This is a genomic window from Microvirga solisilvae, from assembly GCF_022808595.1.
GTDB classification, from domain to species: domain Bacteria; phylum Pseudomonadota; class Alphaproteobacteria; order Rhizobiales; family Beijerinckiaceae; genus Microvirga; species Microvirga solisilvae.
In genome coordinates this window covers 11,937-28,638 of the sequence record NZ_JAKUCN010000007.1, presented here as the reverse complement: position 1 = coordinate 28,638, position 16,702 = coordinate 11,937, and the positions used below count along the sequence as shown (strand labels likewise).

The 16,702-nt window shown below is 57.0% G+C and carries 8 protein-coding genes; all 8 read left to right on the top strand.

Features of this window, described 5'->3' with window-relative positions; all coding sequences use genetic code 11:
* Positions 1-557: 557 nt before the first annotated feature.
* From MJ639_RS14040 to MJ639_RS14005, 8 genes are read left to right on the top strand one after another with little or no spacing between them, the layout of a single operon-like run.
* Positions 558-1,868 carry a UDP-glucose dehydrogenase family protein gene (locus MJ639_RS14040; RefSeq protein ID WP_243373960.1) on the top strand — a complete coding sequence of 437 codons (1,311 nt, stop codon included), beginning with the start codon at positions 558-560 and terminating at the stop codon, positions 1,866-1,868.
* Positions 1,786-3,387 (top strand): glycosyltransferase, encoded by a 1,602-nt coding sequence (locus MJ639_RS14035; RefSeq protein WP_243373959.1) that lies wholly within the window; start codon positions 1,786-1,788, stop codon positions 3,385-3,387. The genes MJ639_RS14040 and MJ639_RS14035 overlap by 83 nt, the downstream gene beginning before the upstream one ends.
* A 15-nt stretch (positions 3,388-3,402) precedes the next feature.
* Positions 3,403-4,614: a PilZ domain-containing protein gene (locus MJ639_RS14030; protein WP_341482667.1), complete on the top strand. Its 1,212-nt coding sequence runs from the start codon at positions 3,403-3,405 to the stop codon at positions 4,612-4,614.
* 56 nt (positions 4,615-4,670) lie between these two features.
* On the top strand, positions 4,671-6,089 hold the full coding sequence (locus MJ639_RS14025; RefSeq protein WP_243373957.1) for a mannose-1-phosphate guanylyltransferase/mannose-6-phosphate isomerase: 1,419 nt from the start codon (positions 4,671-4,673) through the stop codon (positions 6,087-6,089).
* Positions 6,067-9,795 (top strand): right-handed parallel beta-helix repeat-containing protein, encoded by a 3,729-nt coding sequence (locus tag MJ639_RS14020; protein ID WP_243373955.1) that lies wholly within the window; start codon positions 6,067-6,069, stop codon positions 9,793-9,795. Before MJ639_RS14025 ends, MJ639_RS14020 begins: the two co-directional genes overlap by 23 nt.
* A gap of 9 nt (positions 9,796-9,804) precedes the next feature.
* The gene (locus MJ639_RS14015) at positions 9,805-10,905 is read left to right on the top strand and encodes an alginate lyase family protein (protein ID WP_243373953.1); all 1,101 of its coding nucleotides are present in this window, start codon (positions 9,805-9,807) and stop codon (positions 10,903-10,905) included.
* Positions 10,902-13,832 carry a tetratricopeptide repeat protein gene (locus tag MJ639_RS14010; protein ID WP_243373951.1) on the top strand — a complete coding sequence of 977 codons (2,931 nt, stop codon included), beginning with the start codon at positions 10,902-10,904 and terminating at the stop codon, positions 13,830-13,832. Before MJ639_RS14015 ends, MJ639_RS14010 begins: the two co-directional genes overlap by 4 nt.
* Positions 13,714-16,665 (top strand): tetratricopeptide repeat protein, encoded by a 2,952-nt coding sequence (locus MJ639_RS14005; RefSeq protein WP_243373949.1) that lies wholly within the window; start codon positions 13,714-13,716, stop codon positions 16,663-16,665. Before MJ639_RS14010 ends, MJ639_RS14005 begins: the two co-directional genes overlap by 119 nt.
* Positions 16,666-16,702 lie beyond the last annotated feature (37 nt).

The following is a 16,702-nucleotide window of genomic DNA, read 5'->3' as shown; positions in this document are numbered from 1 at the left end:
AAAGGCTTCTGATTACGTCAAAAAAGTTGAGTCCGTGTTGCCCAGAATTCGGTCTAGGGCCGAATTCCGAGCGCGTAAATTATTATAGGAAAATATTTCAACTGATTACTGAAGTAATTCCATAAATCATAGGAAAATCCCCTTGTCCATGTAAAACAAGTTTTGGACTCATCCCTCAAACAAAGCTTGGCCGCATAAAATATATCAAACCTTGAAGCTTGGCCTTTCAGTGAGAAGGCGTTCTTTTTGGCGGCATGATCAAATTCTCCTGAATAGGGAACAAATTCAATCTTCGAAAAAGATGCCTCTTTGTAGGTCTATTCTTGCTGAGCAGTTGTGCAGATGAAATCGGCAAGCCTCTAACGATAGGTGTTTTGAAGATCTTCCGAGTTAAATTTGGAAGTTGCTGGAGTAGCTATCCGCTTAACCCGTCGGGGGTATCTCGCCAGCCGAAATAGTGACGAGAAAAAGGGGGCTTGAGGAGTATCTATTGGGCTGTGTCGGCGCCGCAAAAACTTCGCGCCTCGATCTCATTATTGTCCATCGGGAACAGCCTAATGCAAATCAGTGTCTTTGGAATTGGTTATGTTGGCGCCGTCTCAGCCGCATGCTTGGCCAATGATGGTCATAATGTAATTGCAGTTGATCCAAATCCGCAGAAGGTCGGGCCGCTCAATGCTGGCCTCAGCCCAATCATTGAACCAGGGCTCGACGGGTTAATCCAGGATGGTATCCGTAATAAGCGTCTTCACGCCACGAGTGACGTGCGTGAAGCCATTCAGGGTTCCGACATTTCGTTTGTTTGCGTCGGCACTCCATCGCGCTCGAACGGCTCTCTCGATACTGGCTATGTCATGTCCGCTGCCGAAGAGATCGGCGCAGCTATCCGCGAGAAGAATTCGTTTCATTCTGTCGTGATGCGCTCGACCATTCTTCCGGGCACGATGGAGAGTATCGTTCTCCCAGCTTTGGAGCGTGCATCTGGACGCCAGGCAGGGGTGGGGTTTGGTGTCGCCTATTATCCGGAATTTCTGCGCGAGAGCACGGCTATCGCGGATTACTATGATCCAGGTGCGATCATCTTCGGATGTCACGATCAGACAACAATTGATCGGTTGCTCGAGTTGCACAGGATCTTCAAGGTGGAGCCACGGATCGTCTCGATCCGCACTGCTGAGGCCGTCAAATACACCAATAATGCCTGGCATGCGCTGAAGATCAGCTTCGCCAACGAGATCGGCAACATTTGTAAAGCAGCCGGCATCGACGGTCACGCCGTTATGGATGTTCTATGCGCTGATACACGGCTTAATATCTCGAAAGCCTATCTGAAGCCGGGCTTTGCTTTCGGCGGATCGTGCCTGCCCAAGGATCTCCGTGCGCTGCGGTTTGCGGCCCGCAAGCTTGAAGTTCAGACCCCGGTTCTCGATGCGACCATGGAGGCTAACGAGGAGCAGCTGCGGCGTGCCTATGCCATGGTTGCCGCTACAGGAAAACGGCGCATCGGCATCATTGGCTTGAGCTTCAAGCCAGAAACCGACGACCTGCGCGAGAGCCCGCTTGTCGAACTGGCGGAACGTCTCTTCGGGCGCGGATACGATATCAGGATCTATGATCCTAACATCCAGATTTCGAAGCTCACAGGCACCAATCTGAGTTTCGTTCAATCTCATCTGCCGCATTTGGCCTCTTTGCTGACGGCTGACATCAACGATGTCGTCGATCATGCCGAGGTCTTTGTCCTGGGCAATCGGTCCGAGGCTAAGCGGCTGATGGAAGTCGTCGATGATAACCGTCCGCTCATTGATCTCGTTCGTGTCGATCAAACAAGGTGTTCCGGTGACTTCTATCAGGGAATTTGCTGGTAGTACCGGCAGCACGCGACTCTCTGAGTCGGTGTGGGCACATCTGCTCTATATCGTTGCAGTTGCGGCTTTTGCAGCCGAACTGCCGAGGGAGGCCTATGGCATGATCGGCGGAGGCTTTATCGGCACCGTCGGCATGCTGGCGCTTTGGCGCTATGGATGGGGAATTCTGCACTTCGTGCGGGCCCTGGTCTACCGGCTCAAGGTATTCCCCCACATGCGCAGAACGGCTGATGCTCTCATTGGTCAGGAAGCGCCAAACGCCTATCTTTTGGTCACGACATTCCGCATCGACTCGGCCGTCACCACGCGGGTTTATAAAGCTGTGTTCGAAGCAGCTCTTTCTGCTCCGGGCAAGGTTACGGTCGTTGCCTCCATCGTCGAGACGGGAGACCAGAGGCTTGTGAAGGCTCTGTTTCGAAGCCTGTGCGCCGATCAGGACAAAGTCGACCTGGTCGTCGTCAGGATTGCGGGAACCGGTAAACGCGATGCTCTTGCCTATGGTTTTCGAGCCATTGCTCGCCGGTGCCCAGGCGATGACGATGTCGTTGCTGTCATTGACGGCGACAGCATCGTTCCACAAGACCTCATTCGGAAATGTGCCGGTTTCTTCCTGAATGACCCGCGGATCGGCGCGCTGACGACAGATGAAGTCAGCGAAGTCCGTGGAAGCCGAGTCTTCCAGGAATGGTACGCCCTGCGTTTCGCGCAGCGCCACACGTTGATGTCGTCGATGGGATTGTCAGAGCGTGTTCTTACCCTGACTGGGCGCATGGCAATGTTTCGCGCGAGTATCGTCTGCGACCCGGGATTCATTCGGCAAGTCGAGCTCGACTACATCGATCACTGGCGTCTGGGGCGCTTCAAGTTCCTGACGGGGGACGACAAGTCGAGCTGGTTCTGGCTTCTGCGCAGCGGTTACAAGATGATCTACGTTCCGGACGTGGTTGTCATGACTGTGGAAGATCCGCCGACTGATAACTTCTTCTCCGCTGCGGCGATGCTTATGATCCGCTGGTTCGGCAATATGCTTCGCACGAACTCCCGAGCGCTTGCTCTCGGTCCGGATAAAATCGGACTCTTCACCTGGTGGGCCATTCTAGACCAGCGCATGTCCATGTGGACATCTCTCGTCGGCTTTGCCGTGGCCATGATCGCGACATTCTTCGTCAATGGCTATGCTTTCCTTCTCTATGCTCTGTGGATCCTGACATCGCGCTATCTGCTGACCTTGTCGCTTCTTGCGTCACGGCCGAGGGTTTCAGTCTTCTATCCCTTCCTGCTTTATTTCAATCAGATCTTTGGATCGTTGATGAAGGTTCACATCACGTTCCGCCTCGATCGGCAGAAGTGGACACGCCAGAAGACGACGTTCGCAGCACGCTCATCGAAGCGGCCGCTGATCGCCAGCAGCTTCATGTCTGCCTACATGCATACCCTTTCGCTTGCAGCCTTCCTGGCCCTTCTCGCGTGGAGTGTCGAAGTTCTTCCGACCCCCAGGGCGCTGCTGATCTTTCCCTAATCCGGTGATATTCACATGGAGAAATACGCAATGTCGACGATCACGCACGAAGCTGAGGTTCAACGCCAGCATCCGCGTTATCGCTTGCCGATGAGATGCCTTCATGGCGGCGTAGCCGTCTCCGTTGTCGATCTTTCCGTGGGCGGTGTTGGCCTCAGGACGGGTTCATTCTCTGTCCGCCCATGCGAGATCGTTGATCTCGTTCTTGTCTTTCCCTTTAACGGCTATGAGCTCACTCTGCCTGTAAGGGCCGAGGTGCGATACGTAAATAATGATCACGGCAGGATTGGCATGCGATTTGTCGACGTGTCGCCACGTCAGCATAACCTCCTGCGGTTCATTCTTGATGCCTATCTCTCAGGAGAGGTTGTTGAGGCGGGCGACGTCCTTGACGTCGTTTCGCGCCGCAACGAGGGCAAGACCCGTGAAGTGCCCCAGCGGCCTGCGCCTCAGGGCCTGCTCGCCAATGCTGCTCATTACGGGCGGAGCATTGCAGGATATGGGCTGGTTGTGGGTCTGACATTGCTTCTCGCCGGGTTTATCGGCACCGGCGTGTTCCAGAAGATGTATATTATTCCGGCGCAGTCCGCGCTGATCACGACTGACCTCGTGACGGTTCCTGCCCCTTCAAGCGGCCAAGTGACATTCATCTCATCAGGTGGGGAGGTCCAGGCCGGTGAACCGCTCCTGACGATCCAGGGGCCGCAAGGAAGCAGCAGTATCGTCATCGACAGCCCCTGCGATTGCGTCATACAGGCTCGGTATAGCAGGGCCTCAAGCTTCGTCCGAGAGGGCGCTCCCATTCTGGTTTTGCGCGAGAAAGGCAGCACTCCCTACATCACCGCCAGTATTCCCCAGAGCGATATCCTGCGTTTCTATCGGGGAGCAAGGGCAGTCATCGAGTACGCAGACGGAACTCTCGTGAAAGATGTCAAGATCGAGGCGCTTCCGGCCTTCTCTGATGAAGATGCAAGCGCGGGACGTTTCCTCGTCAAACTCGCTCCAGGACGTGAACTCGACGACAGCGCTATCGGACAGCCGGTGTCAGTCATGTTCGACACCTTCTCGGGGTCGGCAATAGGCGCTGTGACTGGCAAGGTGCAGGCTGGAATGAACTGGGCAGGCGATCATATCGCTTCGCTCTTCAGCAAAGCAGAGAGCGGCTCGGAAGAGGCCATGAAGCAGCCTCAAGAACCAGACGACAAGCGCATCGCGGACCTCAGATAATCGTAGGTCGCATTCGGGGAATGCTTGAAAAAGACTCAGAGTTATGGAGATGCACAATGAATAATATCATTCCCGTTCTGATGTGTGGCGGTTCTGGAACCCGTCTGTGGCCGGTCTCTCGCGCAGGCGAGCCCAAGCAGTTCCATGCGCTATCGGGGGAGCGTAGTCTTTTTCAGCAAACGGTTCAGCGCTTCAAGACAGATCTCTATGCCGAGCCCCTCGTCATCGTCAACAGCAACCACCGCGATCTCGCACTGCGCGAAATCGGAGAGCTTCAAACTGGACCGGTCAGGCTGCTCGTAGAGCCATCTGTTCGCAGCACGGCTCCGGCAATCGCCGCCGCCGCCGCGTTGATCACAGAAGAAGATCCCGATCGCTTGATGCTGGTTGCTCCGAGCGATCATCTGATCGAGAAGGCTGAAGTGTTCTCGGATGCTGTCAACGAAGCGGCCATGGCCGCGCTACAAGGGCAGATTGTGCTCTTTGGAATTCGACCGACGCATGCCGAAACTGGTTTCGGCTATATTGAAGTCGGTGAGTTCTTTGACGCAGTGAGCTTCAGGGTCGCAGGTTTTGTGGAAAAACCTAAACGCTCTGTCGCGGAGGTTCTGTTCGCAGGTGGCCGTCATCTGTGGAACAGTGGAATCTTCATGTTTACAGCCCGCGCGATCCTCGAAGAACTTGAGAAGTATGCTCCTGACGTCTTGTCTTGCGCCAAGCGTGCCGTGAGCACGGCTCACCGGAGCAACGACACCATCCGCTTGTCGAGTGACTTCGAGGCCGCGCCTGCAATCTCCATCGACTATGCCGTGATGGAGAAAAGCGAGCGTCTCGTCTGCATCCCTGTTTCCCCGGATTGGCGCGATCTCGGATCCTGGTCGGCACTGTGGGATGTAGGCTCGAAGGATGGCAACGGCAATGTCTCGCGAGGTGACACCATCCTGCACGATGTCCGCAACAGCTACGTGCATGGCAACGGGCGCCTTGTCGCAGTCATGGGTGTCGAAAAAATCGTCGTGGTCGACACGGCCGATGCAGTTCTCGTCGGGTCGCTTGATCAGGCTCAGAATGTGGGGCGTTTAGCCAGTGAGCTGGCAGCAGCGCGCCGGCCTGAAGCGAGCCTCCACAAGAAGGTCCGTCGTCCATGGGGATCCTATGAATGCTTGCGCATGGGCGAAGGCTTTCAGGTCAAGCACATCATCGTATCCGTGGCCGGGCGTCTGTCTCTACAATATCACCATCATCGCTCCGAGCATTGGACAGTTGTCTCAGGAACGGCACGCGTGACTGTTGGTGACAACGTTTCGATCATGACTGCCAATGAATCCGTCTACATCCCCCAAGGAGACGTGCATCGCCTTGAGAATATCGGCGATGAAGAGCTGCATCTGATCGAGGTTCAGTGTGGATCATACCTAGGCGAAGACGATATTGTGCGTCTGGAGGATCAGTATGATCGTATCATCGCGATCTGATCGTTGGCGCCGTCTGCTGAGCGGAACTGTCTTTTCTCTCCTCCTGAGCTCAGTTGTCTGGGCTCAGGAAGTCAACGAGATCTCACGTCTTGCCGAGGAGGCTCGGCAGGCTTTTCTTTCTGCTGAACAAGGTGCTGCGCCAAAACAGAAGGCAAACTTCTATCAGGTGGCTCTCGCACGTATCCAGTTGCTTGAAAAGTTCGCGGGTCCGGAGAATGCTGGGTCTGGAGAATTGCGCGATGGCGCACGCGCGGAACTTAACCGTCTCGCCGATGATGGTCTATCGCATGACATGTTGGGCGCCATGCTGTTGCAGGCATCGCTCGGGGATATGAGTACGGCCCAATCCAATACGGACAGGATGGAGCTTGGCGTCACGATTCATCAGATTGCCAGCGAGCAGCGATCCCCTGAGTATCGTGTGGCTGCCTTCATCGATATTGGTTTTGCTTATAGTAAGATCGGAGTTCAGGACCGGGCGCTGCGTTACGCCACGCTTGCCCTCGACGCAGCCAAATCGATCTCCGGTGCAGGTGAGCAATCTGGAGCCTACAATGCGGTTTCCAGACTGGCGACAACTCTAGGACAGAGCGGTTATTCTCTAGCGGATCGGGCTATAGGCTTCATTCCGCGCCCCCGCGACCGTGCCTATGCGCGACAGGATCTCGCTCTCGCCATGTTGAAAGGAACGCAGTGGCAGAAAGCAGAGAAGGCACAGCTCGACGCCGAAGCCCGTAAGCGCCTGGCAGCCGGCGATGTTCGTGGCAGTCTGTCGTTGGCTTTGGCTCTTGGTAATGGCGATCAGGGGGAAAAGCTCCTGTCGGACATCCTGTCAGCCGCTCTCAAGACGCAGGATTATGATACCGCCATCGCAGCGAGTCAGGGATTCTTCGGTTCCAGTGATCAAGAAAAAGCGCTCGCCAGCATCGTCACGGAACTCGTCGCCAAGGGCATTCCGCTTCAATCAGTGAGCATCCTCGAGACGATGCAAGACGGTTCTGCGAAGATCACGGCGCAGCTGGCCGTCGCAAGTGAATTGGCCCGATCCGGTTACGAGAAAATGGCTGAGCCATTGTTCGATCGGGCAATCCAAGGTGCTGAAGCATCCGACAAAGCCGCGCAGGCTGTCGTTTGGCCGGAAGTGGTTCGTGCGTTGACTCGAGCGGATCGGTTAGATCAAGCACTTCTTTATACGAAGCGTTTTGAAACGGGATCGGAATCTTCATCGGCACTTGGGGATCTCGCGAAGCGCCTCGCGGACGGCAATCGAATTGCCGACGCAGAGGCTCTTCTGCCGCAGGTCCAGGAGAGGGAGGATCGTTCCCATGCGTTGAGCGGCATCGGTCGGGCCAAGGCGCAGGCCGGAGACGCAACAAGCGCATTGCATATCGGTTCCGAGCTGACGGATCCCGAGGATGCAGGGCGTGTGCTCTCCGCCGTGGTAAAGGCTCATTCGCAATCCGGTAAGTTCAGCGAGGCAACAAGTCTCGCTGGGCGGATCGCGGACAAGGAGCACCAAGTCGAGGCATGGGTTGAAATTAGCCGGCAGGCCAGCAAGAAGAAGGAAGGAAAAGTATGGGAGCAGGCTTATAACGAGGCAATCCGTATCGCTGAAGCTCAGCAGAAGCTGGATCGGGACAAGGCTTACTACACAATTGTGAAGTCTCTTGCCGATCTTGGCGATAAGGCTAGGGCTGGTGAACTCAGGCAGCGGATTATCGATGACAAACTTCGCTCGCGAGCAGATGAAGCGTTGGCGAAGGCCGATGCGAAGCAGGCCATAGAGCAGAAGAAGCGTAGCAATCTTCCTGATGCCATTCTTAAGCGCAGCTTCGCCCAGAGCATCGACGCAGAAGACAAGGTCGAGATCGCCCTGGATCTGATTGGGACGCCCAATGGCGTTATCCTGGCTGCCGACCTTATCCGTTCGATCAAGGACGATAGAGTGCGTGGTTCGGCTTTCCGTCGACTTGCTGAAGCCCAGATGGCGTTCCTGTCAGAGTCTGCAAAAGATCAGGCCGAAGCAGGCGATGCTGTGGAGACGATTCCTCCCGAGGTATCAGAAGAGAGTGAAATTGGACGTGAGAGGCGGACGCGGCGCGGCCTATCTCTGGCATCAATAGAGAATGAGGCAACGGCTGCTGTGCGGCCGCCGGTGCCAAAGAGTTTTCCCAAGGCGTCCGATATTCGTGCCACCATAGCCTGGCCCTCAGGGGCCATAGCAGGCGCAACTTTCGCAAAATACAATCTGTATATCTCAAAGTTCCTGGACGAAGGCCCTAATGGAGAAACCCGTATCGAGCAGGCGGTGCGGTACCAGGGCCTGACGACGCCTCGCGTCATTATCGTTCAATCCGGCATCACGACGTTGGGTATGATCGCCCGTCAGCTTCAGGGGACGCAGGACCGGGATCTGATTGCCATTGATGGCGACATCGTTACTCTCCGCGCCCCCGTTTTCGTTGCTCCTGGTGCCAGCCTCATCCTCTCCCGGCTGGATGTGGGGACCTATCGCTTCAGTGCTAATGCAGGGGCCTTCATCGCGAATGCGGGAAAGCTTGATGTCGTGGATGCTGAGATCGTCGGGTACGACGAGAAGGCAGGGCAGCCGGCTTGGTCTGACAAGAGCAAAGTGCATGAATTCCGCCCCTTCCTCCTGAGCTGGGGTGATGGGCAGATGAATGTTGCCGGGTCCGTTTTGACGGCTCTTGGATACGAGAACTCGAAGTCATATGGGTTGTCGTATTCATCCGGGCCCATCCTCGTGGCCGAGTTACGCGACCAAGCTCATGCAACCGGCTATGTGGTCGATAACGTGTTCCGCAACTCGCATTTCGGCTTCTATTCTTATGAGGCCGAGAATGTCTATATCGTTGGAAACGAGTATGTCGACAACGTCATCTACGGCCTCGATCCACACGACCGGACACGTAATCTGACGATTGCGCTCAATACGACCTATGGGACCATGGTCAAGCACGGCATCATCGTCTCGCGCGAAGTCGATGACAGCATCATGGTTGGTAATCTGACCTTCGATAATGTTGGGTCCGGGATCATGCTGGACCGGGACAGCGCCAACAACATCATTCATGCCAATACGTCTTTCAACAACGTTCAGGATGGAATCACTCTTTTTGAGAGTTCCTGCAATCTGATGACGAATAATTATCTTCTTGCCAACAAGCGGGATGGTCTCAAGGTTCGCAACAGCTTCGAAATTGCAGCATATAGCAACCGAATTGAGGCCAACGGCAGTGCAGGCGTGAATGCTTATGTTGCCAATCTTCTCGAGACTAAGAGCGGAGAAACGAGGGACTTCAAGGCTGATCCTTATGATGCCGTGACGAGCATTTCCCTCCGCCGTAATCGGATCTCCGCAAACGGTGTCGGAATCAGCGCTCAAGGTGCGTCTGGTTTGACAATGTTCTCAAACACGTTCGTGAGGCAGTCGCGCCGGCTGTTTGGTGGCGATCTGCGAGGGCTTGAAGGGCTTGTTCTGCAATCCTCGTCTAAGGCAGACACGTTGATTGCAAGCACCTGCCGTCCTGTGAAGCCAGCGATCAGCTGCCATTTGCGCGAGCGCGGTTATTTCGAAGGCGGCGCCGATCTTCATATTTTCGATCCAGCGGGTAAGTCCGATTGCACGGCAGCCGATGGCAGCGTGCAGCAACGGGCTTTCTCGTCCACGTCTCAGGGAACTTAAGAGTCCGGCATGACGCGCATCTTCGCCATTCTGATTTCGATGGTTCTGGCTGCAGGATCGTCTTTTGCTCAATCAAAGCCACTAGGCGTGTTCGATGTCGAGCAACGCCGTGCGGTGCTTGCTCAGCCGGCATCCGCCAATATCCGTGCAGCTTGCTTGGCCATCCCTCGCGATCCAGCATGGAACGCGCTCAAGCCGATCCCAGGTCTCAAGGCGACGCAAGGGTATGGCACGGATGGTGCCGCCAATGACTATGCCTGGGCTGTAATGGTGCTTACGGGACGATCCCTTGCAGGTGATTTGTCATCGGAGGGAGCCCTGCGCGATCTTCTCATCGCCTGGGCCAAGGCCAATGCATTCTCCCAAACGGAAGTAGAGAGCGATGCTTATTATGCCCTGAAGCGCATCCTACTGCCCAGCGTTGTCGGATATTCTGTCATCCAACGCGGGCTTGATGACGAACAGCGTCGGGTGATTGCCGGTTGGCTCGATCCGCTCGTGCGAAAGGTTGACTACCTGTTTGACGGTTCTGTCGATCACAACAATCACCGCTATCTCACTGACAGTGTCCTGATGGCATGGGGAGCTGTGAGCGAAGACCAGACGCTCTATGAAAAATGCCTCACCCGCTATCGCGCGATTTTGCATGAGGCGCGGGCCGACGGGAGTCTGCCTTTGGAAACCCGTCGCGGCTCGCGAGCCCTGTGGTACATGCGCCAGTCGCTGGCGAGCATGACGGTCATGGCAGAGATCGCGGCAACACGTGGAGACGACCTCTATGCCATGAGCGAAGACGGGGGCTCGTTCGACCGGGTTATCTCCTACACGCTCAATGGCATCACCGAGCCGCGGATTGTGATGGCTTACGCCTCTGAGAATTATATTCCCGGCGATGAATCCGACTTCCGCAAGCAGGATCTCGGATTTCTCTCCAAGCGCAGTCATGGCCGTCACTATATGGCATGGGCTGAAGCGGTTATCGCGCGGGATCGCCCAGGGCTCGCGACGCGGCGTTTGAAAACGCTGTTCACGCGAGGCCTCAGAAATGACAGGCCTCTCATCGACGAGTTCGCCGGTGGCAACGCCACCTGCATCTGGGGGCGCGGATGATGAAGCGCTGGAACCTGGCCACGCTCCTGGCGGCCACATCTCTCCTGACACTGTCTTCCGCTTGGGCTCAGACCAATTCCGATGCGGCAATGCGTGACCGGTTCCGTGTCACCATGCAGCGGGTCGAGCAGCTGCGCTTGCGGCAGGATCAGGAGGCCTTTGTCGACCAGGCTCAGATTCTGCTGGATGGCCTGCCGATCAGCGAGACCAACCCTTTGCGTCGCGCGCAGCCTAAAGAGGCCGAAGATCTGCTTGAGCGTGCCTTGAATACTCCCGGGCCGCAATGGCCCGAGGCTGCAATCCGCCGGGCGAAGCTGCTGCTGAACGAGAAGAACGATCAGGCCGCGAGCGAGCGTGCCGCCGAGTTGCTGCGGCGTGCTGCCGCCATGCAGAGTCGCGAGGCGGCCTATCTGCTTGCCAGTTTGATGGAAGAAGGGCGGGGCGTGACACGCGATATGGTGGCGGCCAAAGGCCTGTATCAGGTGGCCCTCCGCCTGGGACACGGTCTTTCCGGTCTCGCTCTTGCGCGTCTCGAGAGTGATCCCGCTCATGCCAATGTTTTTGCCACCCAAGGTTTGCGGCTTCTCTTCCAGGAAGCTCGGCAGGGCTCTGCAGATGCAGCAAGGATCCTGGCGGACCATTACCGCGTGACCAGCGATAATTCTCCCGAACGTCTGAGTGCTGCCGTTGAATGGTATAAGCGGGCTTCCGACCTAGGCGATGCCGAAGCCTCCTTGCGTTTGGGACGCATGAAGCTGGACTCGAAATCAACCCTGTATCAGCCTCAGGATGCGCGTGCGCTCATTGAGAGATCAGCCAATAGCGGTCTGGCTGAGGCAGCACTTGTTCTGGCTGAAGACCCCTACAATGGGGGAGTACTTGGTGTTCCCGCGGCCGAGGCTGAGCTCTGGCTGCAACGCGCTATCGAAACCAAGGCTCCGCGTGCCTTGTTGCTGGGAGTGGAGATCCACAACCAGAAGGGTCCCAACGGCCAGAAGGAGGCTAAGGCGCTTCTGGCGGAGGCATTGAAGAACGTCGATGACGATTCCGGCGTTCTCGTCGCTCTCGGGCGTTATCTGCGTAACGGCGATCTTATTGAGCGCAATCTGCCGCTATCACTCAATTTCTTCGACAAGGCTGCAATACAGAACAACGCCACGGCTGCCTACGAATATGGGCGGACCGTTCTTGCCTATCCCGATGCATCGACCGAGCCTATGCGAAAAACCGCCTTTGCAAGGCTTCAAAATGCAGCTGAGAACGGTCATGTAAAGGCGGCCGTCACTCTTGGTGATGCCCTGCTCAACGGCAATGGCATTCCTCCGGCTCCGAGTGACGCCTTGCACTGGTATCAAAAAGCCGCTGATGGCGGCTCGACAATGGCACTCGTGCGCCTTGGCGACTTCTATGCACTGCGTTCCGAAGGCGTGAACATCTCCCGCGCCCTGGAATGGTACCGCAAGGCAGCAGATGCCAATATCTCCACGGCAATGGTTCGGCTCGGACGCATGTTCAACGAAGGGCAGGGCGTTCCGCAGGATTATGCTCTCGCGGCGACATGGTTCAGCCGTGCGGCTGCCGCAGGGAATGGCCCTGCCATGGTCGAACTCAGCGCACTTTATTCTCGCGCTGGAGGGCCGGGCCATTTGAGCCTGGCTCGTGATGTTCTGGAAAAAGCAGTTCGCGCCGGAGATGCACGGGCCCCGATTGCTCTCGCCAAGCTTTATCTCGCACGAGGCGAGCAAGCCTTGGCAGAGGCGACGCTGCGCAAGACAGCAGAGGGTGGCGACACTGAAGCGGCTCTGCAGCTTGCCGAGCTTTATCTGAACGGCTCTCCCGATCAGGTTCCGCTTGCGCGGCGGTGGCTTACCATGGCGGAGAGGACCGCTTCAGGAAATGACGAACTCTTGGTGCGTGTTGCGGTTCTACAGCTCAGGGATGCAAGTACATCCCGTCAGGGCACCTCCACACTGGAGACACTCGTACGCAAGAACAATACCGGTGCAATGACGGCTTTCGCGCAGGCTCTCCTGGATGGATCGGGTGTGCGGCCGGATCCCAATCGCGCCGAGGCCCTGCTGCGTCGAGCTATTCAGCTTGGAAATGACGGCGCGCGCTTCATACTGGCTAGGGCCTATCGCGAAGGCAATGGAATCGAACGAAATCCGGCACGAGCGGTGGCACTCTACAGGGAAATCTACAACGATGAACCGGGTGATGCGAAGGTTCTTCTCGCGCTAGGTGAAGCTTACGGACGCGGCGAGGGTGTTTCCCGCGATCGCGCCATGGCCGCGCAGTTCTTTGCCTTGGCTGCCCAGAATGGAGATCCGGAAGGCAAGCTGCAGCTCGGGACGGCTTATCTCTATGGAGGAGGCGTTCCGCACGATGGTGCCAAGGCGGAACGGCTTCTGTTCCAGGCAGGTGAGGCCAACCTGACGAGGGCGCGACTACAGCTGGGGGATGCGAAGGTGTCCGGGATGGGCGTCGCAATAGACCCTGAAAGCGCATTCGCATCTTATCTGCGTGCCGCGGAAGGCGGATCTCCCGAAGCAATGATCGAGGTCGCTCGTGCCCTCAGGAAGGGGTTCGGAACACAAGCCGATCCGGCATTGGCGCAAGCTTGTCTTGAACGCGCGGCCCGTATGGGTTCGCTGGATGCTTTGTATGAAGTCTATCGCATGATTGCGGTTTCCAAGGATGGAAAAACCCAGGATGCGGAGCGTTGGCTGCTTCAGGCGGCACAGAGCGGTCATCCCGCTGCTATGTATCATCTGGCTTTGCGCTACCGCCCACAATCTGCGGATCAAAATGGAATCGATGGCAATGAATGGCTCGCAAAAGCAGCCCAGGCCGGTCATTGGCAGGCCATCAAGGCGATCCGAAAGAAAAAACTGCCCGAGCCTGGAGACAGTGATGATGACGAATAACAGGCATTGTAGCCAAAAACACATCCGCTCTGCATCCGCAGTTGTTCTTGCTGTATTCTTGGCAGCCTTCATTGGATTGGGAAATGAGTCGCAAGCTCAAACGGCGGCTCCGCGTTCACTGGCTCCGACAACGGATTTCAGCAAGCTCTGCGTGGCGCAGCCGAAGTTGACGCTGAAGCGAGATTGGAAGAAGTGGGACAGAAGCCAGGCCGTTGGCAATCTGGATGAGATGTATGACGCGGCCATTGTCTATGCGGATGGAGCGCCGCAGATTCCGCGCGATCCGGCAACTGCCCGTAAGCTTCTTGAGGAGCTGTCTACGCGCACTTGGCCGGGCAAGGGACGTTCTCTCTACCGTCTCGGCAAGTTGATGCTCGATCCTGCAGCTGGGCCTGTCGATCCAGAACGTGCGGCATCGATCTTCGCATCTGCAGCCTCCATGCTGCACATGGATGCCGCTGTACAGCTGGCGCGTCTTCATGAACAGGGCCGCATTGTCAATTCCGATGTGAAAGAAGCGGAGCGCCTGCTTCGGACCGCTTCCGCAGCCGGTAATGTTGACGGCGTGATCAGCCTCGCACGTCTCCAACGGAGCGGGCGCATCGGCGCGGTCCCCCAGGCATCGACTGACGATCTGGTCAAATTAGGACTTCTCATTCTCTACAGTGAGCTCGGGCGCGGGAAGTGCAGCTCGTTGTTTGAGATTGGGACAATTCTGTCGGACGAGGTTCTCGTTCCACACGGCTTGCAAGAGGGCATGAAGTGGTTCGAGGCGGCAGCGCGCCAAGGCGATGTCAGAGGTGACCTCGCCCTCGCGGAAATCTATACGCAAGGACGCGTCAAGGCAACGCCCGCTGTGATCCTCCGCCACCTTACGCGGGCGGCCGAGGGTGGATCGGCGTCGGCGATGACCATGCTAGGCGAGCGCATGCTCCGTGGCGACGGAATTTCCAAAGATGTTGCCAAGGCTGTTACATGGCTGGAGAAGGCTGGCACCTACGCGGATGTCGATGCCTACAAGCTCCTATCCCGGCACTATCGCGGTGAGTTCGGGTCACCAGCGGATCTGCCCAAGGCAGCCGACATGCTCTCCCGTGCCGCAGCCTTGCCCGGGCGTAGCCCAAGCGTCCTTGTTGCTCTAGCACGCCTTCACGCCCACGGCATACAGGGTCAGCCGGATATCAAGACCGCGCTTGCACTTTATCGTCAGGCGGCAGACCAGGGCGATCCATCGGGGTTGACGGAACTCGCCAGGATCTTGCTGAGCCGTCCGCAGGATGCGAATGGAACTGATGTTCTGGGCCTGCTCAAGGAGGCCGCGAACCGAGGAAATCCTGAATCGATGGGACTTCTTTCAGATCTGTACGCATGTAGCGCTATCGTTGCGCCCGATGCAGAGCAGGCGCGGAATTGGATGATGCGCGCTGCCACTGCCGGACATGCCCGCAGCATCGCGGCAATCGCGGCTCTGCCGAATGTCGATCCCGCGGTCGTTCGAGAAAAAATGCAAATTCTTATGCGTTCCGCAGAGAACGGGGAACGTGAGAGCATGGTTCTTCTGTCGCTTGCCTATCGATCAGGCCGAGGAGTCGAGAAGAACGAGGCTCTGGCGGTCAAATGGCAGGATGCCGCTCTTGCGCTGGGCGAAGACCGGTCTCGCGCACAGCTTCTCTTAGCGCGAAAGCTCTTGAGCGGCGACGCCGGCATTCGTGATGAAGCTCTCGCTCAGAACCTTCTCGAAGAGGTCGTGCGCGGCGGTGACACTGGCGCGATGTATGACTTGGGTCGTCTCCTTTTGACATCGCAGCGAAACGACGCCGCGGGGCGAACCAGAGGATTGGCGCTTGTCCAGAAGGCTGCAACATCGGGCAATGCCGCCGCGATGGCGATCCTGGCAGATCAGCCAGATGATCAGCTTCGTCCCACGGGACGAACAGCTCTGGAATGGAAGAAGATGGCAGCGGAGACCGGCAGCGCGCGCGCGGCAATCTCGATAGCTTCTGTTGCCAAGGATACGAACGAGGCAGCTCCCTGGATCTCACGGGCCGAGTCTCTTCCGGTCTGTTCTGCCCGCGACATGGTGGATCTGGCTCAAGTTCAATACCGATTAGGCGGAGCAGGGGGTGCCGAGAAAGCTCGTAAGTGGCTCGACCGCGCCATCAGCGAGGTCAAACTCAGCGAACCTGATTCCGGCACTTTATTCCTGATTGGCCGCACGATGATCGAGGGAGGCGCTGAAAAGAGTGATAAGCAGACCGCTCTCGATTACATCAAGCGAGCTGCCGAAGGCGGCAAGATCGAAGCCATGCGTTATATAGGTCGTAGCTACGTATCGGGCACTCTCGGAGAGGGGAACTCCAGCCTTGCCGCAGAATGGCTTGCGAAAGCCTTGCGTAGTGGAGATGAAGGAGCTGCGGCTGATATGGCGCGTCTCGCGGCAAGTTCCGAAACCGCTGGAGCCGTAGCACTCACAACGCTGAAGGAGGTCGCCGGCACCGGATTCGCACCAGCCATGCGGGAATATGGCCGCAGCCTTCAGTTCGGTTTCGGCATTGCCTCCAACCCCGTGCAGGGGGCGGCTTGGTTGCGTAAGGCAGCTGATGCTGGCGATACCGAAGCGATGAAGGAACTCTCCCGCGCTTATGCATCGGGCTTTGGCGTCGAACTCTCGGCCAACGCCAGCACGGAGTGGCTGCTGCGCGCCGCTCATGCCGGTGACAAGGAAGCTATGTATGGCGTCAGTCTTGCCATGACGCTCGGCTTTGGAACTGAAGTAAATACCGATGGCGCGCAAAAATGGCTCGCGAATGCAGAAGCAACAGCAGGCAAGTGAAGTATTGTACAGCAGGCCGTCGGAGATCATGACGATC